This window comes from Micromonospora sp. NPDC051543, from assembly GCF_044454415.1.
Lineage (GTDB): Bacteria > Actinomycetota > Actinomycetes > Mycobacteriales > Micromonosporaceae > Micromonospora.
Map to the genome: position 1 here is coordinate 1 of NZ_JBITDT010000006.1, position 21,999 is coordinate 21,999.

Below are 21,999 nucleotides of genomic sequence, written 5' to 3' on the forward strand. Positions count from 1 at the left end.
TGGCTGACCCGTTCGGCGATGAGCCGCTCGGCCACCCCGACCGCCACCCGGTCGGGGGGCCCCCCCCCGCCCCCCCCCCCCCCGCCCCCGCCCCCCCCCCCCCGGCCCCCCGGGCGGCCCCGCCGGCCGGGGCGGGGCGGGGGGGGGCCCCACCGGCGGGGGCCCCGCCGGCGGCGGGGTCCGCGGCGGCCCGCGCACCCCCCGTCTAGCGGGGGCGGGGGGGGGGGGCCGGAAACCCGGCCCGCCCGACCAGACCCGCTGCCTAGTGCACGGCGACGGCCAGGTCCGGGTCGACCGCGCCGAGGGTGGCGCGGGGCACGACCAGGACCATGACCGCCAGCGCCGCGGCCATGCCGCCCGCGATGACGATCGCCATCGGTACGCTCCCCGTCCCGAACAGGCCGGCAAGGGGCGCGGACAGCGCGCCGACGCCGAACTGGACGGCACCGAGCAGCGCCGCTGCCGTACCCGCCGCCTCGCTGTGTCGGCTCATCGCCAGCGCGGGCGCGTTCGGCAGGGCCAGACCGGCCGCGGCCAGCACCAGCCACAGCGACGCGAGCAGGGTGCCGAGGCCCCCGATGCCGGTGGCGGCGAACAGCACCAGCAGCAGACCGGCCGCCGTCCCCGCGATCAGGGCCATGACGAGAATCTGCTGGGGCGTGTAGCGCCGCAGCAGCCGGACGTTGAACTGGGTGGCCCCGATCAGGCCCACCGCGCCGGCGCCGAAGGCCAGGCCGAACTGCTGCTCGTCGAGGCCGTACTCCCGCTGGAGGACGAAGGACGACCCGGAGACGTACGCGAACAGCGACGCCATGGCCAGCCCGGCGACCAGCACCAGACCGACGAAGGCCCGATCGTTCACCAGTCCTCGGTAGTCCCGCAGGGTCGCCGCGACACCACCGCGCCGGCGGCGCGACACGTCGAGGGTCTCCGGCAGCTTCGTGGCCGCGACGACGATCAGCAACGCGCCCAGTACGGCCAACGCCGCGAACACGCCGCGCCACTCGGTCCAGCGCAGCAGCCCGCTGCCCAGCGTCGGTGCGAGAACCGGCGCGAGACCCATGACCAGCATCAACCGGGAGAAGATCCGCGCGAACGACGCGCCGCTGAACAGGTCGCGGACGACGGCCGTGGCGACCACGGTGGCGGCGGCGACGCCGAGGCCCTGCAGGACGCGTAGTGCGCCGAGCACGGCGATGTTGGGCGCGACGACGCACAGTACGGACGCCACGATGTGCGCGGCGAGGCCGGCGAGCAGCGGCAGGCGTCGGCCGACCACGTCGGAGACCGGCCCGATCAGCAACTGGCCCAGCGCGAGGCCGACCAACGTGCCGGTGAGCGTCAACTGCACGGCGGTCTCGGTGGTCTGCAGGCCGGTGGTGATGGCCGGCAGCGCCGGCAGGTACATGTCGATGGTCAGGGGGCCGATGGCGATCAACGCACCGAGCACGAGCACGAGTTGGGTGCGTTGGCGGTTGGTCATCAGGTCGCCAGGCAGCGCGTCCGGCCCCGGCGAGGCGTCGTGGCCGATCTTCTCCGACAGCTGCTTCATCATCTCGATCTCTGTGCGCGGGCGGACGCGCCGTCGACGGTGGTGACCGGACGGCGCGGGGAGAATGATCCTCTCGCCCTGCAACGCCATCCGGGCCGGGCACGATTCCCACCGGGCGGAGTCGCCACGAGCGACGAATGAACCCAGTCCAACTGGGTCGCGATTTTCGCTCAATGCAAATCCCATTTTTGGTCGAGCACCATCAGCCGCAGTTCGACTACGGAGCGCGATATTCGCGTTTCCGCCGCCGCCTGCCCGAACGAACCGTCTATTGTGGCCGAACGGTGGAATAGATACAGCTAAGAGCCGTCAGTTGATCATGTTCACAGATTCCACGAGCATCCCCATCTACATTCCGCCCCTCCACAGAGAGTTATATGCGGAATGGCCACTACGGATGCGTGAGGCGAGAATGATCGATCAATTGCGAGGGCTTGTTCCCGACAGCTCGACCGCAGTGGTTCTGGGACTGGTGGCCGGGGCGGTGATCGGGCTGGTCCGCGCCTACCTCCGGCACCGCACCCGGCTCCACGCGGAGCGGGAGCTGTCTACACGGACGGCGGCCCGGGCGGCCGGCTTGATCACCCTGGTCAGTGGTCGCCACGAGAACATCACGGTCGACGAGCGGGACCGTGACGGGCACCGCGTCGTGGAGCTACGTGGACCTCGACAGACCAGCGACGAGGAGGCGGCGTGAACCGGAACAGTTCTGCCGCGGCCCGCGCCGCGACCCGCTCGCCCGAACCCACCCCGGCCGAGTTGGAGGCGTCCTTCACGGCCTTCTGCGACGACAACTTCCTGCGGGTCGAGCGCTTCCTGCGGGCCCGCTGCGCCAATCGGGACCTCGTCGACGAGGCGGTCCAGGAGACATTCATCACCACTCGGGCCAAGTGGGCGCAGATCCGCACCTTCGAGAAGCCCCTGGCCTGGGTGCTCAAGACGGCGCGGCACAAGCTCCAGGGGCAGCAGAGCCGGCGAACCCGGACCAGCACGACCACGACGAACCTGGACGAGGTGCCCCCCGAGTTCCTCACCCAGCCGACCGATCCTCGGGAGGCGGACGAGTTGCTCGTCGCGTGGCTGCAGCAACTGCCGCCCCGGCAGGCGGAGGTGTTCGTCCTCTTCTTCGACGGCTGGCGCGACCTCGACATCGCCAGGATGCTGGGTCTCGCCCACACCACCGTTCGCGCCTACAAGCAGCAGGCGCGTCAGCATCTGCAGCGCCTCGCGGAACAGGCCGGTTTCAACAAGCCCACGGGGAGGTCATCGTGAACCTCGACGACGTCCTGGCACTCGCGGCCGAACGTGCTCCCACCCCCCTCGAACGCGCGCGCGCCCGACGCGCCAGCCGGCAGATCCAGCAGGCCTACGCCCACGCCGTGACGGCCGGGCGGGATCTCGTCGTGGACGTCGACCCGCACGACCCGCTGAACGCCGACGCCGACGCCGACGAAGCCGCCCGGATCGCCCGTGCGGCCCAGCTGGCGAAGTTGGGCACCATCACCTGGATCTCCGCCACCGGAGAGATCTCCTGGTCCGACGAGATGTCGCTGATCCTCGGCTGTGCCCCCGGCACGATCCGGCCCTCCGCCGATCTGCTCTTCGAGCTGGTCCATCCCGAGGACGCACAGGCCGTTCGTCGGACCATTCACCTGGCGTGGCGTGCGCAGACGGTCAAGGAGACGACGTACCGGGTGGTCCGACCGGACGGAGCGACCAGGTACGTGCACTGCTACATCGAGGTCCTGATCGACCGGTTCGACCGGCCGCACGGCATCATCGGCACCGGTCAGGACGTCACCGACCTGGAGCTGGCCCGCCAGGAGCGGGACCGGCTCGCCCGCCGGTGCGAGACCGCACGCACCGAACTGATCAGCCGCGACCCGGCCACCGGCCTGCTGACCCGCCCGCGCTTCGCCGACGAGGTCGACCGGACCCAGCGCGGCGGGTCGGGCGCCCTGCTCGTGGTGGCCGCCGAGCCGCTGAACCTACCGACCTCCGGGCACGACCACGCGACCCAGGATCGGCTCGCCGCCGCGATCGCCGGTGTGGTGAAGAACGTGGCCCGCCGGACCGCCGTGTGCGGGCTCGTCGGCCCGGGCGAGTTCGGCGTGCTGCTGCAGAACACCACGATGAGGTCGGCGACGACCATCGCGGAGAGCATCATCGACAGCCTGCGCGGTCACTCGTTCGTCGTCGGCCAGGACCGGGACCGGGTACGCCTCGACGCCTGGGGCGGTCTCGTCCGGTACCAGGACGGCGACGACAGCAGCGGCTTCGACCTGCTGGTGGACGCGGAGAGCGCGTGGCGACAGGCCAAGCGGGAGCAGGTGCCGCTGACCGTGCTGCGACAGCCGGCCCGGCCCGAGGACCGGCAGGAGACCTGCCGGAGCCGAATCCGGGCGGCGGTCGCCGGCAACAGCTTCACGCTCTATGCCCAGCCGATTCTCGACCTGAGCCTCAACCAGATCACCCGCCAGGAGATCCTGCTGCGCGTCCTCGACGGCACCGGCCAGCCGGTACCGCCGTCGGCGTTCCTGAACGTCGCCGAACGGGTCGACGAGATCTGGCCGATAGACCGCTGGGTCATCGACCACACCATGGAACTGATCGCCCACGGACCACGAACCTCGCACTACCAGGTGAACGTCTCGGGCCGGTCGCTCGGCGATCCGCACCTGTTGGAGCATGTCCACGAGGTCATGAAGCGGCACGCCATCGACCCCTCCCAGGTCACCTTCGAGATCACCGAGACGGCGTTGATCGGCAACCTGACGCAGGCGATCGACTTCGCCTGCGGGATCCGGGACATCGGCTGTCGGCTGGCCCTGGACGACTTCGGCTCCGGATACGGCACGTTCACCCACCTGAAGTACTTCCCGATCGACCTGGTGAAGATCGACGGCGACTTCATCAGCAAGATCGAAGAGTCCCGTCCCGACCAGGTGATCGTCCAGTCGTTCGTCGACATGTGCCGGGGGTTGGGGATCCGGACCGCCGCCGAGTTCGTCCAGAGCGAGGCCACCCTGCGCCTGCTGCGCGACTACGGGGTGGACTTCGCCCAGGGCTACGCCGTCGGCAAACCGACCCCGGTCGGCAACCCGCACCGGGCCCTGCTGGACTCCGCCGAGATCGAGACGGCCGGGCTGGGCGCCGCGTTGCGAACGGCGATCGGATGACCGACCGCACCGGCGACCGTCGTGGGGACGGATCGGCAGCGCCACCGACCGCCGCGTGGGGTTGCGGCGGCCGGGGCGTTGCCGGTCGGTTCGTGGGCGGGCCGGCGGGGACGTCTGTGGCAGGTCCTAGACGACGTTGGCGAGGAGCTGCCGGGCCATGACGATCCGCTGGACCTGGTTGGTGCCCTCGTAGATCTGGGTGATCTTGGCGTCCCGCATCATCCGCTCGACCGGGTAGTCCCGCGTGTAGCCGTAGCCGCCGAGCAACTGCACCGCGTCGGTGGTGATCTCCATGGCGGCGTCGGAGGCGAAGCACTTCGCGGCCGCGCCGAAGTAGGTCAGGTCGGCGTCGCCCCGCTCGGACTTGCCGGCGGCGGCGTACGTGAGCTGCCGGGCCGCCTCCAGCTTCATGCCCATGTCGGCGAGCATGAACTGGATGCCCTGGAACTCGGCGACCGCCTTGCCGAACTGCCGGCGCTCGGCGACGTACCCCTTGGCGTAGTCAAGCGCGCCCTGGGCGATCCCGACGGCCTGCGCGGCGATGGTGACCCGGGTGTGGTCCAGGGTCTTCATGGCGGTGGCGAAGCCGGTGCCCTCCGCGCCGATCATCCGGTCGGCGGGGATCCGCACGTTGTCGAGGTAGACCTCGCGCGTCGGCGAGCCCTTGATGCCGAGCTTCTTCTCCGGCGCGCCGAAGCTCACGCCCGGATCGGACTTCTCGACCACGAACGCCGAAATGCCCCGGGAACGCGCAGCGGGGTCCGTCACGGCGAAGACGGTGTAGAACTCGGAGACGCCGGCGTTGGTGATCCACCGCTTCACGCCGTTGAGCACCCAGTGATCCCCGTCACGCACCGCGCGGGTGGTCATCGACGCCGCGTCGCTGCCGGCCTCCGGCTCGGAGAGGCAGTACGAGAACATGGCATCGCCCGCCGCGACCGGCGTCAGGTAGCGGCGCTTGATCTCGTCGGAGCCGGCCAGCAGCAGCGGCATCGTGCCGAGCTTGTTCACCGCCGGGATCAGTGAGGAGGACGCGCAGGCGCGCGCCACCTCCTCGATCACGATGGCGGTGGCCAGGGCGTCCGCGCCCGCGCCGCCGTACTCCTCAGGGACGTGCGGGGCGTGGAAGTCGGCGGCCCGCAGCGCGTCGTAGGACGCCTTCGGGAACTCCCCGGTCTCGTCGGCCTCGGCGGCGTGCGGCGCCACCTTGGCGGCGCAGACCTCCCGGACCGCCTCCCGGATCGCCTCGTGCTCCTCCGGCAACCGGTAGACGTCGAACGACTCCCCTGCGGCCATGTCGGCCCCTCCCCTTCACCGCTATCATGCGCAGTCTGTGGCCTCCCCTGACCGCCGACCGCGCAGACTGAAGGATAGCGACTGCAGTTCAGGTGATGTTACCGGCGCGTAGGTATGGGCATGACGGAGCACCCGCGCCGCTGGGCGATGATGGAAGGCAGACAGTGAGCCACCCCTCCGGTGCCCGCCCAGGCGCCGCAGCAGAATGCGACGCGACGACGCGCCGCCAGTGCGAGCGGAGAAGACAGGCGTGACGATCCCCTACCCCACCATCCAGCCGACCCCCGCCATCGCCGCGGTGACGCCGCCTTCGGGCGCGTCTCGGCCGCGGGTGACGTTCCTGGGGACCGGTTACCTCGGTGCGACGTACGCCATCTGCTACGCCGAGCTGGGCTACGAGGTGCTCGGCTTCGACGTCGACGCGGACAAGATCGCGATGCTGAACGCCGGCGAGGTGCCGATCCACGAGCCCGGCCTGGACGAGCTGCTCAAGCGCAACCTCGCCGCCGGCCGGCTGCGGTTCTCGACCGACATCGCCGAGACCGCCGACTTCGGTGACGTGCACTTCATCTGCGTCGGCACCCCGCAGCGGGCCGACGGAATGGGCGCCGACCTGTCGTACGTCGAGGCGTCGGTGACCGGCCTCGCCCAGCACCTGACCCGCAAGGCGCTGATCGTGGGCAAGTCGACCGTGCCGGTGGGCACCGCCGAGTGGGTCGAGCAGCTCGTCGGCAAGCACACCCCGGACGACCTGGGCGTCGAGGTGGCGTGGAGCCCCGAGTTCCTCCAGGAGGGCTTCGCCGTCGACGACGTGCTGCGACCCAACCGGATCGTGGTCGGCGTCAAGAGCGAGTGGGCCAACGGCATGCTCTACGCCGCGCACAAGGGCGTCTTCGACCTGGCCGCCACCGAGGACCGCGAGGTGCCCCTGGTGGTCACCGACTTCGCCACGGCCGAGCTGGTCAAGGTCGCGGCGAACGCCTTCCTGGCCACCAAGATCTCGTTCATCAACGCCATGGCCGAGGTCTGCGAGGCCAGCGGCGGCGACGTCACCCAACTGGCCCGCGCGATCGGCTACGACCCGCGCATCGGCAACCGATTCCTCCAGGCCGGCCTCGGCTTCGGCGGCGCCTGCCTGCCCAAGGACATCCGCGCCTTCCAGGCCCGCGCGCAGGAGCTGGGCGCGGGCGAGGCGCTGCGCTTCCTGCACGAGGTCGACCTGATCAACCTGCGTCGCCGGACCCGCGTGCTCCAGCTCGCGGCGGACCTGCTCGGCCGCCGCTCCGGGCCGGCCGGTCCGGACTTCTCCGGCACCCGGATCGCCGTGCTGGGCGCGACCTTCAAGCCCAACACCGACGACGTCCGCGACGCCCCGGCGCTCGCCGTCGCCGCGCTGCTGCAGAAGGCCGGGGCCGACGTCCACGTGTACGACCCGCAGGGCACCGAGAACGCCCGCCGCGCGGTGCCCGAGCTGACCTACGAGCCCGGCATCAACGAGGCGGTCGCCGACGCCGACCTGGTCTGCGTCCTCACCGAGTGGGCGGACTTCCGAAACGCCGACCCGGTCGCCCTGGGCGAACTGGTCCGCGGCCGCAAGGTCGTCGACGGGCGAAACTGCCTCGACTCGGCACTGTGGACGCAGGCCGGCTGGGAGTACCGGGGCATGGGCCGACCCTGACGATTCACGACTCACCGGCCGGCCGCGAAGCGCTCCACGCGGCCGGCCGGTGATGTTGTTTGCCCCGGACCCGCCGTCAAGTGTCGAAATCCGCGCCAGCTTTGGGCATGCTGCGACAGTGGGAGTCCACAGTGCGGCGGGTGGAGGGGTGTCGTGGCGACCTTTCAATGCTCCTCGTGCGGCCGGGAGATCAAGCCGGCCGTGCACTGCCCCCACTGCGGGGCCGACCAGCCGCAGTGGGTCGAGCATCTGGCGGACATCGAGCGCTCGATCGCGGAGATGAAGAGGCGCGACGCCGCCATCGCCAGCGAGCAGCGGCAGATCGCTGCCAAGATGCAGGCCGCGCTCTTCCAGCGGGACATCCTCTCCCACGCCGGTGAGGAGCGGATCAAGCAGGCCACCCGGCCCCGCCGGGTGCTGCGCCGGCGCCCCGGTCGGCGGCCGCCGACGGCCAGCCCCGGCACCGGCGCGCCGCCGCCCCGGGTTCCGCGCCAGGGCACGCCGCCCGTTCCGGAGGACCCGCCGCCGCCCCCGCCCCGGCCGTCCTGGCTGGACGCCGACGATCCCGAACACCCGCCGGAGGCGTCCAGCCGGGAGGTGCAGAACATCCCGCTCGGGCTGGGCGCGCTGCTGCTCGCCGTGGCCGCGGTGGTCTTCGCCGCGGTGGCGACCAGCTCGATGGACGCGCTGGCCCGCCTCGGCGTACTGCTGCTCGCCACCGCGCTGATGCTGCTCGCCCCGCCGGCGCTGGCGCGACGCGGGCTCACCTCCACCGCGGAGACGATCTCGGCGGTGGGTCTGCTGCTCGTGCCGCTGGCCGGCTACGCGCTCTGGGCGGTGGACCGGATCGGCAGCGGCACCTCCGGCGCCGTCTTCGCCGGGTTGATCTTCGCGGCCACCGCCGCCGTGTCCGTCGGGTACGCGGCCTGGACAGGTCTGCGGGCACCCCGCTTCGCGACCGTGGTCGCCGCGCAGCCGGTCCTGCCGCTGCTCGCGTACGACCGGATCACCGGGCCGGGTGGTTGGGCGCTGGTGCTGACCCTGGTGGCCCTGCTCGACCTCTGGTTGGCCCGCTCGCCGATCGTGGTGGAGCGCGCCGTCGGGCAGGACCTGCCGGAGCCGGCCCCGCCGTCGACGACGCCCCGGCAACGCGACGCCGAGGCCCGACCGGAGGGCGACCCGGAGGAGGCCGGCGAGGTGGTCGACGTTGGCGCGGGCGCCGCCGACACCCCGTCCGCCCGCCCGGTGCCCGGACTGCGCGAGCTGACCTGGTCGCTGCACGCGGTGGCCGTCGCGGTCGCCCTGGCGTACGCGGTCACCGCGCTGCTACGGGCACAGGCCGTGCCGACGGCCACCGGCGCGGGGCTGGTGCTGCTACTGGCCGCCGCCGTCGGGCTGGCCGGCGCGCTGGTGCTGCGCCGCCCACCGCTGCCCGACGTGGCGGCCGGCATCGTCACCCTGGCCGTGATCGGCGCGTTCGGCCGGGTCGCCTCCGTAGCCCTGCCCGGTCAGGCGTTGCTGCTGATCGCGGCGGTGATCACGGCGACCGGTCTCGCGGTACGCGCGATCCCCGAGGCCGCCCGCCGCGGTCCACAGATCGCCTCGGCGGTAGCGCTCACCGTCAGCGGGCTGGTGGTCGCCGGAGGAGCCCTGCGGGCCGGCGTCGCCCCCGTGCGGGCGGCACTGCCCGCCTGGGACGCCGACCTGGACCGGCACGCCGCCGAGCTGGCCGCCGCCGTCGGCCCGACCACGTGGCAGCTCGCCGCCGCCGCGTTCCTGCTCACCATCGCCGCGATGCTGGCCCTGCCACCGGAGATCCGCCGCGAGTTCGCGGTCGCCGGAGCCGCGCTGACGGCGCTCGCCGTGCCGGCGTCGTTCGGCCTCGGTTGGGCGGCCGCCCCCTGGCCGATGGTGGTCACCGCGATCGGCATCGGAGTCGTCGGCCTCTCCGCGCGTACCCCCCGGGCCGCCCTGGCCCACGGAGTCGGCGCCGCCGTGGTCGGCCTGTTCGGCGCGGGCGCCGGCCTGTCCCGGCCCGCGCTCACGGCTGCGGTCCTGCTCGCCCTCTTCGCGGCCGGCGCGCTGGTCGCGTTGGCGCCCCGGGTCCGGATCGCCTCGGCCGCCGCCGAGACGGTCACCGACTGGGCCGCCGGAGGCGCGGCCTTCGCGCTGCCCGGCGCGGTGGCCGCGTTCGTGGCCGCCACCGTCCCCGTCGACGAGACTCCCACCCCGGCCAGCCTGCGCGAGGCGACCGTACCGGTGCTCGCCGCGAGCTTCCTGGCCGTCTGCGTGACCCTCGGGTACGCCGCGATGGTGCAGGTCTCCCAGCGGCGCATCCCGGTACCCCTGTCGGTCGGCACCGGGATGGGCGCGCTCGTCGTCACCGCCGCCGCCTTCGGCGCGCCCGGCGCCACCGTCGCCGACGCGTGGGTCGGGGCGCTCCTGCTGATCGCCGCGGTGCTGCTCTTCCTGGCCCCCTCGATCGACGCCGGCCGCCGCTCCGACCTCACCATGGACGGCTCGGACCTGGCCGCCGCGGCGGTGACCACCGCACTGATCGCCACCATGGTGCGGATCGCTGCGGTTCTCGCCCCGGGTGGGCAGTTGGCGGTGGCCGCCGGCCTGGTCCTGGTCGTCGCCGTGGCCGCCCGCGCCATGCCCGAGGAGTGGCGACGCGGCCCGATCCTCGGCATCGCCGTCGGCGGCCTCCTCATCGGGGTGCTCGCCGGTTGGACGGCGCTGCGCGGCGGGGTGGGCGTGCTGGCCACGCCCGGGCCGATCTGGAACGGCGACCTGAGCAACTGGCCGGCGGCGCCGACCGGCGGCTCGACCTGGCAGGCGCCGATCGCGCTGCTGCTGCTGGCCGTCGCCGCCGGCGTCCTGCTGCCACCGCCGTGGCGCTGGGACGCGTCCGGCGTGGCCGTGGTGCTCGCCACCATCGGCGCGCCGGCCGCGTTCGACCTGCCCTGGTGGTCGCCGGTGCTGGTCGGAGCCATGGTCGCCACCGTCTTCGGGATGGCGGCGGTGGCCACCGAGGAGGCTCGGGCCGGGCTGTCCCGGGCCACCGTGGCCGGGGTGGTCGCGTTGCACGGGGCCGGCGCCGGCCTGGTCCGCCCGTGGACCACCGCGCTGGCGCTGGGCAGCATCGCGCTCATCGGTGTCGTCGTCGCGACGCTGGCACGCGTCCTCGCCCGGCCCCAGGTGACCGACCTCGAGACGGAGGGCATGCCGCCGCACCTGGCGCAGATCGGCGGCGCGGCGGCCGGTGCCGCGCTGCTGGCGTTGCCCGGCGCGGTGGCGGCGCTGGCCGTCGAGTTCCAGCACTCGGCGCAGGTGGTGCTGACCGCCGCGCTGGCCGCGTCGAGCCTCGGTCTGGCCGGGGTGGCCGCCGTACGCCGGCACGTGCCGCAGTACCTGCCGTGGGTCAGTGTGGCCGTGGTCGGCGGTGCGAGCATCAGCGCGCTCGCCGCCATCCCGACCGGCCTGCCCGTCGGGGTCTACGCGGCCGCGGCCGCGCTGCTCGGTGTCCTCGCCGAGCTGATCCGCGCGGCGACCGTGCCGCCCACCGCCGCCGCGCAGCCGGTCCGCCGTTGGGCGGTGCTGCTCGACGGCGCGCTGCGCCGGCTGCCGGACGACCCGGATCGGCGGCGGTGGCGGGTCAGCCCCTCCGCCGGCGCGCTCGCGGCCGCCGCCCTGCCGACCGCCCTGGCCCTCGTCTCGATCGCGCCCGCGCTGGTCTTCGCCCTGGTCGAGCCGCAGCGCACGTTGAACCGGATCTGGCAGGGTCCGCCGCCGGAACTGCGCACCCCGCCGCCGGAACTGGTCAATCCGACCCACGTGCTGACCGCGCTGCTGCTCACGGCGACGGCGGCCCTGGCCGCCACCGGTTTCAGCGGCGGACGGCGGTCCCGTGCCGTACCGGTGGTGCTCCCCGGCGCGGCCGTCACGCTGCTGATCGCGCCCATCGCGCTGGGCAGCAGGTGGCCGGCGAGCACCCTGGCGGCGCTGTCCGTGTTCACCATCTCCATGCTCGGTCTCGCCCTCACCCCGCCACCGCCGCTCGTCGAGCCGGCCCGTTCGCTGCGGCTGGCCCGGGTGCTCGTGTTCGTCATCGGTCTGGCCGCCGGGGGCGCCGGCCTGGCCGGCAGCCTGGCCGAGGAGCAACTCACCCTGTTCACCCTCGGCGGCGCGGTGGGCGTGGGCGCGGTGGCGGCCCTGTTCGGCGCCACCCAGCGCGCCCGGATCCTCGGCTGGCTGTTCGCCTCGGTCATGGCCCAGCTCTTCGTGCTCACCGCCGGCCTGATCGCCGGGCTGGCCCCGGTCTGGTCCGCGTTCGGGGTGCTCGCCGTCGGCGCGGTCCTCCAGGTGCTCGCGGCGACCCTGCCCCAGCTGCACCGCCCCGAGGCACAGCGCGAGGCATCCACCGTGCAGTGGACCGGCTACGCCGCGGCCCTGATCGCGCTGGCGCTCGCCTTCGACTCTCCACGGCACATCGCCGCCCTGCTGGCCGCCTGGGGCGCCGTGCTCGGTGTCGCGGCGACCCGGCCCGGCCGGCGGCCCGTGGAGCGCCGGATCCTCTTCTGGGCGGTCGTGTTCTGCGAGATCACCGCCTGGTGGATCCTGATGCGCGTCGCCGACGTGGCGCTGCCCGAGGCGTACACGCTGCCGTTCGCCGCGCTGGCCCTGCTGGTCGGCGTGCTGGAACTACGCCACCGACCGGACCTGAGCAGCTGGGTGGCGTACGGGCCGGCGCTGGTCGCCGCGTTCCTGCCGACCCTGGCGATCGTGCTCGCCACCGAGTCCAGCACGCTGCGGCAGATGCTGCTGCTGCTCGGTGCGGTGGCGGTGCTGATCTTCGGCTCGTCCAGCCGGCAGCAGGCACCGGTGATCGTCGGCGCGTCGGTCACCGCGATCGCCGCCATCCACGCGCTGTTCAGCCTCGGCCCGTGGCTGGTGCTGATCCCCGTGGGCATCCTGCTGCTCGTTCTCGGAGCCAGCAACGAACGCCGTCGTCGCGCCCAGGAACGCCTCCAGACCGCGCTACGCGGCATGAGATAAACCGGAGGGTCACGGCGGCGTGGGTGAGTGGGCGCGGTGAGCGTGCCGGGTTCGTCGGTGGGGCCTCCCGCGATCTTGCACTTTCTGTCGCCGCATAGGTGGACAAATGCCGCGCAACGACCACCGAAAGTGCAAGATCGCCGGGTGGGAGGGTGCGTGGGGGTGCGGGGTCTTCGGGGGTTAGGGCAAAGTGGCTTGGAGGGCCGCGTCCTTGGTCTTGATGAGCTTCTCCAGGTCCTGCTGGTAGGTGGCCATCCGGGTCCGTAGCGTCTCGTCGGACGCGCCCAGGATCCGGACGGCCAGCAGGCCGGCGTTGCGGGCGTTGCCGATCGACACGGTGGCCACCGGAATCCCCGCCGGCATCTGCACGATGGACAGCAGCGAGTCCATGCCGTCGAGGTGCTTCAGCGGCACCGGCACGCCGATCACCGGCAACGGGGTCACCGAGGCGACCATTCCCGGCAGCGCGGCGGCGCCACCGGCACCGGCGATGATCACCTTGAGCCCTCGGTCGACCGCGTCACGGCCGTAATCGATCATCGCGACCGGGGTCCGGTGTGCCGAGATGACCCGCACCTCGTACGACACCTCGAAGTCGTCGAGCACCTCGGCGGCGGCCCGCATGGTCGGCCAGTCCGAGTCGCTGCCCATGATCAGCCCAACCGTGGTCACCGGAGTCCTCCTTGGTTCGCGGCCACCCGGGTCACTCGTGCCCCACCTGGAGCCAGCGCACGGCCCGCGCCGCCCGTGCCCGTACGTCGTCCAGGTCGTCACCGAGCACGGTGACGTGCCCGATCTTGCGTCCGGGGCGTACCTGCTTGCCGTAGAGGTGCACCTTGGCCCCCGGCTCGGCGGCGAAGAGGTGGTGCAGCCGCTCGTCGATCGACATCCCGTCCGGCTCGCCGCCGAGGACGTTCGCCGACACGACGACGGGCGCGGTCAGCGCGGTGTCCCCCATCGGGTAGTCCAGCACCGCCCGCACGTGCTGCTCGAACTGCGAGGTCCGGGCACCCTCGATGGTCCAGTGCCCCGAGTTGTGCGGACGCATCGCCAGCTCGTTGACCACGATCGCGGGTCGGCCGGCGTCGTCGCGCACCTCGAAGAGCTCCACGGCGAGCAGCCCGACCACACCGAGCGCGGTGGCCAGGTCGATGGCGAGCTGTTGGGCGGAGACCGCCAACTCCTCGTCGAGACCGGGCGCCGGAGCCAGCACCTCGACGTTGATGCCGTCGCGCTGCACCGTCTCGACCACCGGGTACGCGGCCACCTGGCCGAACGGCGAGCGGGCCACCTGCACGGCGAGTTCGCGGCGCAGCGGCACCCGCTCCTCGACGATCAGCCGGGTGCCGCCCGCGAGCAGCGTCGCGGCCAGCTCGGCGGCCTGGGTGACGTCGTCCACCATCCAGACGCCCCGACCGTCGTAGCCGCCCCGGGCCGCCTTGAGCACCACCGGCCAGCCGACCTGCTCGCCGAACTCGACCAGCTCGGCGGGGTCGCCGACCGGCCGCCAGACCGGGTTGGGCGCACCCAGCTCGGTGAGGCGCTCCCGCATGACCTGCTTGTCCTGGGCGTGCAGCAGCGCGTCCGCCGGCGGGTACAGGGTCGCCCCTTCGGCCGCCAGCGTGCGAATGTGCTCGTTGGGCACGTGCTCATGGTCGAAGGTGACCACGTCACAGCCCTTGGCGAAGGTGCGCAGGGCGGCCAGGTCGGTGTGGTCCCCGTACTGGACGTCGGCGGCGACAAGCGCCGCGCCGTCGTCGGGGGCGCTCGCGAGCACACGCAGTGACTGGCCGAGGGCGATCGCGGCCTGGTGGGTCATCCGGGCCAACTGGCCGCCACCCACCATGCCGACAACAGGCAGACCGGTACGGGAATCCATAGCGCGGCCAGCCTACCGGTGCCCGACTCAGCCCAGCTCGGCGACCAGCTCGTCGACGGAGGTGACCGGCCGCTGGCAGACGAAACCCCGGCAGACGTACGCGGCGGACCGCCCGTCGACCAACGGCCGGTCGGCGAGCAACGGCACACCGGGCTGGTCCGGAACACCGGCGACCACCACCGCTCCGGGCGGGGCGTGCCGGTGGGCGGCGGCCACCAGCGGATCGCCGGCCGGATCGTGGGTCACCACCGCGATCTCGTACGGCCCGGACAGCAGCGCCTCGCCGACCGTGGCCGCGTACCCGGCGAAGCGGGCGTGCCGCCCGACGATCGGCGCCACGGTGGCGAGCGCCGCCTCGGCGGCCTCGCGGTAGCGGGCCTGGCCGGTCAGCGCGGAGTACGCGACCAGCCCGGCGACCAGCGCGGACCGCCCCGACGGGGTGGCGTTGTCGGTCGGATCGGCCGGCCGGGCGACCAACCGCTCCGCGTCGTCGGCCGTGTCGTAGTAGGCGCCGCCGGGCGCGGCGAAGCGCTCCAGGGCGGTGTCCAGCAGCTGACCGGCCAGGGTCAGCCAGCGCCCCTCGCCGGTGAGCTGGTGCAGCGCGCAGAACGCCTCGGCCACGCAGCCGTAGTCCTCCAGCACCCCGGCCGGCTCGCCGACCCTGCCGTCGCGGGAGACCCGGCGCAGCCGGCCGTCGACGATGTGCACGCTGGCCAGGTGCTCGGCGGCGTCCCGCATCGCGCCGTCGGCGACGATGGTGACGCCCTCCAACAGGTTGGCGCCCTCGTCCCGCTTCTCCAGGGTCAGCGCGGCGACCTGGAGGAACTCGACGATCGCGGTGATCGCCAGGCCGTTCCAGGCGGCCACCACCTTGTCGTCGCGGGCCGGCTGGGGCCGGGTGTCGCGGGACGCGAGCAGTTGCCCGACCACCCCCTGCCAGCGGGTACGAACTTCGGGCGCGGCGTCGTCGACGTCCCGCGCGAGCTTGAGCACGCTCGTGCCGTGTTCGAAGGTGCCTTCGTCGGTGACCGCGAACAGGTCGGCGGCGAAGCGGCCGTCGTCCTCGCCCAGCGCCTCGACGAGCTGTGCGGGTGTCCAGGCGTAGGTCAGGCCCTCCACGCCCTCGGTGTCGGCGTCCAGCGCCGACGCGAACCCCTCACCCGGCCGGTGCAGCTCGTCGGCGAGGAACCGGGCCGTGTCCCGGGCGACCCGCCGGGCCAACGGATCGCCGGTCAGCCGCCAGAGCTGCGTGTAGACGCGCAGCAGCAGCGCGTTGTCGTAGAGCATCTTCTCGAAGTGCGGCACCGTCCAGTGCGCGTCCACCGAGTATCGGGCGAAACCGCCGGCGAGCTGGTCGTAGATGCCGCCCCGGGCCATCGCCTCGGCGGTGTGCCGCACGATCTCCAGGCTGCGCGGGTCGCCGGTGCGCTGGTGGTGGCGCAGCAGGAAGAGCAGGTTCATGTGCGGCGGGAACTTCGGGGCGCCCCCGAAGCCGCCGTTCGTCTCGTCGTACTCACCGGCCAGGTTGCCGGCCGCGGCGTCGAGCAGTGGGCCGTCCAGCGGCGCGGTGGGGCCACCCACGGCCTGCGCGCCCCCGATGGCCTCGACCACGGCGGCGCCCTGGCGCAGCACCTCGTCCCGCTGGTCCCGCCAGGCGGTGGTGACCGACTGGAGCAGGCGGGTGAAGTTGGCGCGCGGGAAGTAGGTGCCGCAGAAGAACGGGGTGCCGTCTCCGGTGGCGAAGACCGTCATCGGCCAGCCGCCCTGACCGGTCATCGCCTGGGTGGCGGTCATGTAGACGGCGTCGACGTCGGGACGCTCCTCGCGGTCCACCTTGATCGACACGAAGTTGTCGTTGAGCAGGGCGGCGACCTGCTCGTTCTCGAACGACTCGTGCGCCATGACGTGGCACCAGTGGCAGGCCGCGTAGCCCACCGAGATGAGCACCGGTACGTCGCGTCGTTTCGCCTCGGCGAACGCCTCGTCGCACCAGGGCCACCAGTCGACCGGGTTGTCGGCGTGCTGGAGCAGGTACGGGGAGGTCGCGTCGGCGAGTCGATTCACCCGACGACCATAACCACCCGCGCCGGTACGTGCCGGGCGGTCAGGAAGCGCCGTCGGCGCGCAGGCGGAAGACGTTCGACTCGGCCGAGTCGCGCAGCGTGCCCAGCACCGCACCGATCTTGTCGGCCGGCATCGGCTTGAAGAAGTGGTAGCCCTGGGCGGACGTGCAGCCCAGCTCGGCCAGGGCCAGGCGCTGTTCGGCCGTCTCCACGCCCTCGGCGACCACCCGCAGCCCCAACTCGTGGGCGAGCCCGACGGTGGTCCGGACGATCGCCGCCGCCTCCGGCGAGTCGGCCATCCGGATCACGAAGGAGCGGTCCACCTTCAACTCGTCCACGGCGATCCGGGTCAGGAACGTCAACGAGGAGAAGCCGGTGCCGAAGTCGTCCACGGCGAGCTGCACGCCCATCGACCGGAGGTTGGCGAGCACCTCGTCGATGATCTCCAGCTCGCTCATCACCACCGTTTCGGTGATCTCCAGGACCAGCCGGCGGGGTGGCACCTGGTGGCGGCGCAGCGCGTCGCCGATCTCCGCCGGGAGGCGGGGGTCGAGCAGGCTACGCGCGGACAGGTTGACCGAGATCGGAACGTCCAGCCCCTCGCGGGCCCAGCCGGCGGCCACCCCGAGCGCCTTGTCGAGCACGTACCGGGTGAACGTGCCGAGCTGCTCGCTGTTCTCCACCGGGCGGATGAAGTCGGCCGGGCTCAGCCAACCGCGCCGGGGGTGCTGCCAGCGGATCAGCGCCTCCACCCCGGTGGGCGCGCCGGTCGCCAGGTCGACCGCCGGCTGCAACGCCAACACCAACTGGTCGTCGACCTTCAGCGCCTCGCGCAGTTCGGCGAGCAGGGCGAGCTGGTCGGTGCTGGCCGCGTCCCGGGTGCTGTCGTAGGCGGCGACGCTGCCGCCGCCCTCCTTCGCCTGGTACATGGCGATGTCCGCGCGGCGCAGCAGCTCGGTCAGGTCGGCGGTGCCGGCGTCGGCCACGACCACGCCCACCGAGACCTCGATGGACATCCGCACCCCGGCCACCTCGGTCGGCGCGGCCAGCCGCTCGGCGATCTCACGAGCCTGCCGCAGCGCGTGTGCCATGGGCGCGGTCCGGTCACCCAGCACGGGAACCGAGGTGAGCAGCAGCGCGAACTCGTCGCCGCCGAGCCGGCCGAGCAGGTCACCCGGGCGGGCCAACGCGCTGAGCCGATTGGCGGTCAGCCGCAGCAACTGGTCGCCGGCCGCGTGCCCGAGGGTGTCGTTGACCTCTTTGAACTGGTTGATGTCCAACAGCAGCAGGGCCACCGGATGGTCGTGTGCGAGCTGCCGCAACGACTGGTCGCCCTTGCCGAGCATGGCCGTACGGTTCGCCAGCCCGGTGAGCGCGTCGTGCACCGCCTCGTACGACGATCGGGCGGTGACCAGGCGCAGCTCGCGGTGGGTAGCGGCGTCGTGCAGTGCGGCGGCGAGCGCGTCGCCGAACGCGGCCACCGCGTCCCGTTCGCGGGTCGTGGGCGGGGCGGAGCGGGGGAACCGGACCCGGAGCCGCCCGACCGGAACGGCGCCCACGGACAGGGGGCGGACCAACTCGTACTCGTCGGGCTCGGACTTGTCGGGCGGGCCGACCTCCCGGTCGAGCAACTGGCCCCCGGCGTCGCCCCGGTAGCGACGCCACCTGCCGTCGGGCCGGGCCACCTCGACATCGACCAACTCGGCGTTGAACAGCGCCAGCGCGCCCGTCACCGCCGCGCTGGCCACGCCCCGCTCGTCGAGCTGGTTGAGAGCAGCGGTGGCCTCGGCGAAGGCGCGCCACGTCCGGCGTTCCTGGTCCGCCCGCAGGCGGTAACGGTAGGTCTGTTGCAGCAGCCAGAGCAGCGGCGGGAGCAGCAGCAACCAGCGCGGGTCCAGCTCCAGCAGCGCGATCACGACCAGGCCGACCGCCACGTTGCCGACGAACATCAGCAACTTGCCGCGCAGCGCGGCCAGCAGCGGCGGCCCGATCGGCAGCCCGTGCCGCAGGCTCAGGCTCACCGCGCCGAGCCAACCCGTCACCATCAGGTACGTCACCGACCCGGCGATCACGGCAAGCGCCAGCACCGGGGTGGGAGGGGTGAGCAGGGGGTGCCCCAACGCGGTGGTCACGGACACGGCCAGCGCCGACGCGGCGGCCAGCGACGCGGCGATCCGGACGATCTCCAGCGGCGGACGGCGGTCGCTGTGCAGGGACAACCCCGTCCAGGCCAGCCCGGCGCCGATCAGCGTGGCCGACGGAAGCCAGCCGGCCGGAGCGAGATAGAGGCAGACGATCAGGGCCGCTTCACCCCAGGTGATGCTGACCATGCCGGCGGCGCCGCGGAACCGGAGCCGGGCGAGTTGGGCCAGGGCCAGGACACCGACCGCGATGCCGAAGCGGGCCGGACCACCCAGCGGGTCGTCGGCCGGCAGCCCGGACGGAAGCGTCAACCCGACCGCGGCCGCGACCAAGGCGGTCAGCGTCACCGCGACCGTCAGCACGCGCAGCCGGACCGGCATGCCGTGTACCCCGAGCCGGTCGAACGGGTCGCCGGCCGGACCGGAGGTCATCGACCTTCCCCGTCAGCCGACCGACCGACGGTACGGCGGGCAGCCGGTGCTGTGCTGGCCATCGGCGCCCCCTCCCGCGCACGTCTCGGGGACTTTTGGTCCCCCGGCGGAAGGCTAAGCCAAACCGGGTGGTCGCAACAGGGGTCCACCACCCGGTTCGGCGTGAATCACGTGCGGACTACCCGTTCCGCTGCTGCTGGTGCCCATTGGGAGCGTGCGCGGAGGAATCATGCGCGTCGGTCCCGTCTGTCGGATCGACGACTGAAGCGTCGGCGCTGGTCGGATCGACAGCCCGCCCCGGCTGCGGGAACCGGTCGGGCAGACGCCGCAGTCGGGCGTTCATGTTGCGGATCAGCAGGATGGTGGCGGTGGCCAGCAGCAGGATGAGGAGGAGGCCCATCGGGCCGGCCAGACCACCCGTGCGGGTGTCCCCGAAGTTGTTCTCCGCGAGCACCTGGGCAGCGGTCAGCATGGTCGTCCTCCGATGTGCGATTGCCTACCAGGGTAGCCCCGGCCGGAATCAGCGCGCGTGCGCCGTCTCCCGCACTCCGGCGAAGAGGTCGGACTCCGGCAGCGGGCTCTCCACCATGGTGCGGACCAGCTGGAAATCCTCCGTCGGCCAGGCCCGCTGCTGCATCTCCATGGGCACGTGGAACCAGAAGCCGTCCGGGTCGACCTGGGTGGCGTGGGCGCGCAGCGCGTCGTCCCGCACGGGGAAGTATTCGGCGCAGTCGACCCGGGTGGTGATCCGTGGGCCCTTGTCCGGACGCTCGTCCCAGCGCTTGAGCCAGTCCTCGTACGGCGACTCGGCGCCCGTGGCGAGCATCGCCTCGTGCAGCGCCATGATCTTGGCCTTGGAGAAGCCGATGTCGTAGTAGAGCTTCAGCGGCTGCCAGGGGGCGCCCAGCTCGGGGTAGCGCTCCGCGTCACCGGCGGCCTCGAAGGCGGCCACGCTCACCTTGTGGCACATGATGTGGTCGGGGTGGGGGTAGCCACCCTCCTCGTCGTACGTGGTCACCACGTGCGGACGGAACTCCCGCATCAGCCGGACCAGCGGGCCGGCGGCCACCTCGACGTCCTGGAGGGCGAAGCAGCCCTCGGGGAGCGGCGGCAGCGGGTCGCCCTCGGGCAGGCCGCTGTCGACGAACCCGAGCCAGGCCTGGTCGACGCCGAGGATCGCCCGCGCGGCGTCCATCTCGGCCCGCCGGATGTCCGCGATGTTGGCCCAGACGTCGGGCCGATCGAGCTTGGGGTTGAGCACGCTGCCGCGCTCACCGCCGGTGCACGTCACCACCAGCACGTCGACCCCCTGGGCGACGTACTTCGCCATGGTCGCCGCACCCTTGCTCGACTCGTCGTCCGGGTGCGCGTGGACGGCCATGAGACGCAGCTGCTCTGCCAACTTTCGGCGCTCCTCGTCTGTGCCGGCCGGTGGACCCGACCGGGCTCGACCGGCTGACCTGCCAGGAACCTCCCTCGCCCCGCCGCCGGTCGGCACCTGCGGGACCCGACCTGCCGTTCCTGGCATTCGGCCGGGCTGGGAGGATGGACTCCTGCCATTCTTGCCGATGCCGCCGACAACAACGCCAGGAGATACCCGCCGGTGACCGAGACGCACGCCACAATTTCACCGGGCGCGCCGGTCTTCCCGGCCGGGCGCTACGGCCGACGCCGGGCACCCGGCGGAGGCCGGCGCCGTACGCTGCTGGCCGCCCTGGTGCTCCTGGTGCTGGTGGTGGGGCTGAGCCTGATCTCGCTGCGGCTCTACCGGCAGTACGGCGACCCGGTCTACGACGCCCAGGTGATCACCTACACCGACATCACGGACAACCAGGTGGTGGTCGACTTCCGGGTGCGTGTGCCGGAGGGCGGCTCGGCCGTCTGCGTCCTGCGCGCCCGGGACCGCGCCGGCGTCGAGGTGGCCCGCGACGAGGTCACGGTGACCGCCGCCCCGGGTGAGCGGCACGTCAGCGCCCGGCACCGGCTGAACACCAGCGCCCGACCGTTCATCGGCGAGGTGCTGCGCTGCCGCGCGCCGTCCTGAGCTGCGGAGACATAGCTGATAGCGGCCGTCGCCGGGCATCGACGGTAGGTGTCGGATCCGGACACCGCCGGTGATCGCCGACACGCTGTGTCGTACCGCACTGGTAACTTGGTAGTTCACCTGTCAGCCAGCCACGCACAACCGAGGAGAACGCCTGTGTCCACTGGCAACGAGGCGCCCGCCACCTGGCTGTCGCAGGACGCGTACGACCGCCTCCAGGCCGAGCTCGACGAGCACATCGCCAACCGTCCGGCTATCGCGGCCGAGATCAACGCCCGCCGCGAAGAGGGCGACCTGCGTGAGAACGGCGGCTACCACGCCGCCCGCGAGGAGCAGGGCAAGGCCGAGGGTCGCATCCGCTACCTGCAGGAGCTGCTGCGCACCGCCAAGGTCGGCGCCGCGCCGACGGCCGACGCGGTGTCACCCGGCATGGTGGTGACGATCTACTTCGACGACGACACCGACGACACCGAGACCTTCCTGCTCGGCTCACGGGAGATCGCCGCCACCACCGACCTGACGGTCTACAGCCCCGAGTCGGCCCTGGGCAAGGCGATCCTGGGTGGTCGCGCCGGGCAGACCTGCACCTACACGGCACCGAGTGGCGCCGACATCAAGGTGACCGTGGTCAGCTTCGAGCCGTTCTCCGGCTGAGCGGCAACTCCCCTACGGCGTAA

15 protein-coding genes are annotated in these 21,999 nt (G+C 72.7%); 7 read left to right on the forward strand and 8 right to left on the reverse strand.

Annotated elements, in window-relative coordinates; all coding sequences use genetic code 11:
- Window positions 1-262 precede the first annotated feature (262 nt).
- On the reverse strand, window positions 263-1,555 hold the full coding sequence (locus ACIA3K_RS12215) for a multidrug effflux MFS transporter (protein WP_396800839.1): 1,293 nt from the start codon (window positions 1,553-1,555) through the stop codon (window positions 263-265).
- Between the two features lie 454 nt (window positions 1,556-2,009).
- Between ACIA3K_RS12215 and ACIA3K_RS12220 the strand changes: the two genes are divergently transcribed.
- Genes ACIA3K_RS12220 through ACIA3K_RS12230 form a run of 3 tightly spaced genes read left to right on the forward strand, consistent with a single transcriptional unit; the run spans window position 2,010 to window position 4,731 of the window.
- Complete coding sequence (locus ACIA3K_RS12220; protein ID WP_396800841.1) at window positions 2,010-2,249, forward strand: hypothetical protein; 240 nt, start codon at window positions 2,010-2,012, stop codon at window positions 2,247-2,249.
- Window positions 2,246-2,824, forward strand: a complete 579-nt coding sequence (locus tag ACIA3K_RS12225) for an RNA polymerase sigma factor (RefSeq protein ID WP_355048807.1) — start codon at window positions 2,246-2,248, stop codon at window positions 2,822-2,824. The genes ACIA3K_RS12220 and ACIA3K_RS12225 overlap by 4 nt, the downstream gene beginning before the upstream one ends.
- Window positions 2,821-4,731, forward strand: coding sequence for an EAL domain-containing protein (locus tag ACIA3K_RS12230; RefSeq protein ID WP_396800842.1), 1,911 nt, complete (start codon window positions 2,821-2,823; stop codon window positions 4,729-4,731). Before ACIA3K_RS12225 ends, ACIA3K_RS12230 begins: the two co-directional genes overlap by 4 nt.
- Window positions 4,732-4,857: 126 nt before the next feature.
- On the opposite strand, the gene ACIA3K_RS12235 is transcribed toward ACIA3K_RS12230, so the two are convergent.
- Complete coding sequence (locus ACIA3K_RS12235) at window positions 4,858-6,027, reverse strand: acyl-CoA dehydrogenase family protein (protein WP_396800844.1); 1,170 nt, start codon at window positions 6,025-6,027, stop codon at window positions 4,858-4,860.
- Between the two features lie 250 nt (window positions 6,028-6,277).
- Between ACIA3K_RS12235 and ACIA3K_RS12240 the strand changes: the two genes are divergently transcribed.
- Both ACIA3K_RS12240 and ACIA3K_RS12245 read left to right on the forward strand, forming a co-directional pair.
- The gene (locus tag ACIA3K_RS12240; RefSeq protein ID WP_355048810.1) at window positions 6,278-7,705 is read left to right on the forward strand and encodes a UDP-glucose/GDP-mannose dehydrogenase family protein; all 1,428 of its coding nucleotides are present in this window, start codon (window positions 6,278-6,280) and stop codon (window positions 7,703-7,705) included.
- A gap of 153 nt (window positions 7,706-7,858) precedes the next feature.
- Window positions 7,859-12,763 (forward strand): SCO7613 C-terminal domain-containing membrane protein, encoded by a 4,905-nt coding sequence (locus tag ACIA3K_RS12245; RefSeq protein WP_396800847.1) that lies wholly within the window; start codon window positions 7,859-7,861, stop codon window positions 12,761-12,763.
- A gap of 180 nt (window positions 12,764-12,943) precedes the next feature.
- Here ACIA3K_RS12245 and purE read toward each other — a convergent pair whose 3' ends face one another.
- The 6 genes from purE to mca form a co-directional block, all read right to left on the reverse strand.
- The gene (gene purE, locus ACIA3K_RS12250; RefSeq protein ID WP_396800849.1) at window positions 12,944-13,435 is read right to left on the reverse strand and encodes a 5-(carboxyamino)imidazole ribonucleotide mutase; all 492 of its coding nucleotides are present in this window, start codon (window positions 13,433-13,435) and stop codon (window positions 12,944-12,946) included.
- Window positions 13,436-13,466: 31 nt separating this feature from the next.
- Window positions 13,467-14,642 carry a 5-(carboxyamino)imidazole ribonucleotide synthase gene (locus ACIA3K_RS12255; protein ID WP_396800850.1) on the reverse strand — a complete coding sequence of 392 codons (1,176 nt, stop codon included), beginning with the start codon at window positions 14,640-14,642 and terminating at the stop codon, window positions 13,467-13,469.
- Between the two features lie 27 nt (window positions 14,643-14,669).
- Complete coding sequence (locus ACIA3K_RS12260) at window positions 14,670-16,706, reverse strand: thioredoxin domain-containing protein (protein WP_396800852.1); 2,037 nt, start codon at window positions 16,704-16,706, stop codon at window positions 14,670-14,672.
- A gap of 40 nt (window positions 16,707-16,746) precedes the next feature.
- On the reverse strand, window positions 16,747-19,227 hold the full coding sequence (locus ACIA3K_RS12265) for a putative bifunctional diguanylate cyclase/phosphodiesterase (RefSeq protein ID WP_396801276.1): 2,481 nt from the start codon (window positions 19,225-19,227) through the stop codon (window positions 16,747-16,749).
- Between the two features lie 229 nt (window positions 19,228-19,456).
- Window positions 19,457-19,750 carry a hypothetical protein gene (locus tag ACIA3K_RS12270; RefSeq protein WP_396800854.1) on the reverse strand — a complete coding sequence of 98 codons (294 nt, stop codon included), beginning with the start codon at window positions 19,748-19,750 and terminating at the stop codon, window positions 19,457-19,459.
- 48 nt (window positions 19,751-19,798) lie between these two features.
- A complete protein-coding gene (gene mca / locus ACIA3K_RS12275; protein ID WP_396800856.1) occupies window positions 19,799-20,680 on the reverse strand; it encodes a mycothiol conjugate amidase Mca in 882 nt (293 codons plus the stop codon).
- 201 nt (window positions 20,681-20,881) lie between these two features.
- On the opposite strand from mca, the gene ACIA3K_RS12280 reads away from it, so the two are divergent.
- A complete protein-coding gene (locus ACIA3K_RS12280) occupies window positions 20,882-21,322 on the forward strand; it encodes a DUF4307 domain-containing protein (protein ID WP_355048817.1) in 441 nt (146 codons plus the stop codon).
- 156 nt (window positions 21,323-21,478) lie between these two features.
- Window positions 21,479-21,976: a transcription elongation factor GreA gene (gene greA, locus ACIA3K_RS12285; RefSeq protein WP_355048818.1), complete on the forward strand. Its 498-nt coding sequence runs from the start codon at window positions 21,479-21,481 to the stop codon at window positions 21,974-21,976.
- Window positions 21,977-21,999: the final 23 nt, after the last annotated feature.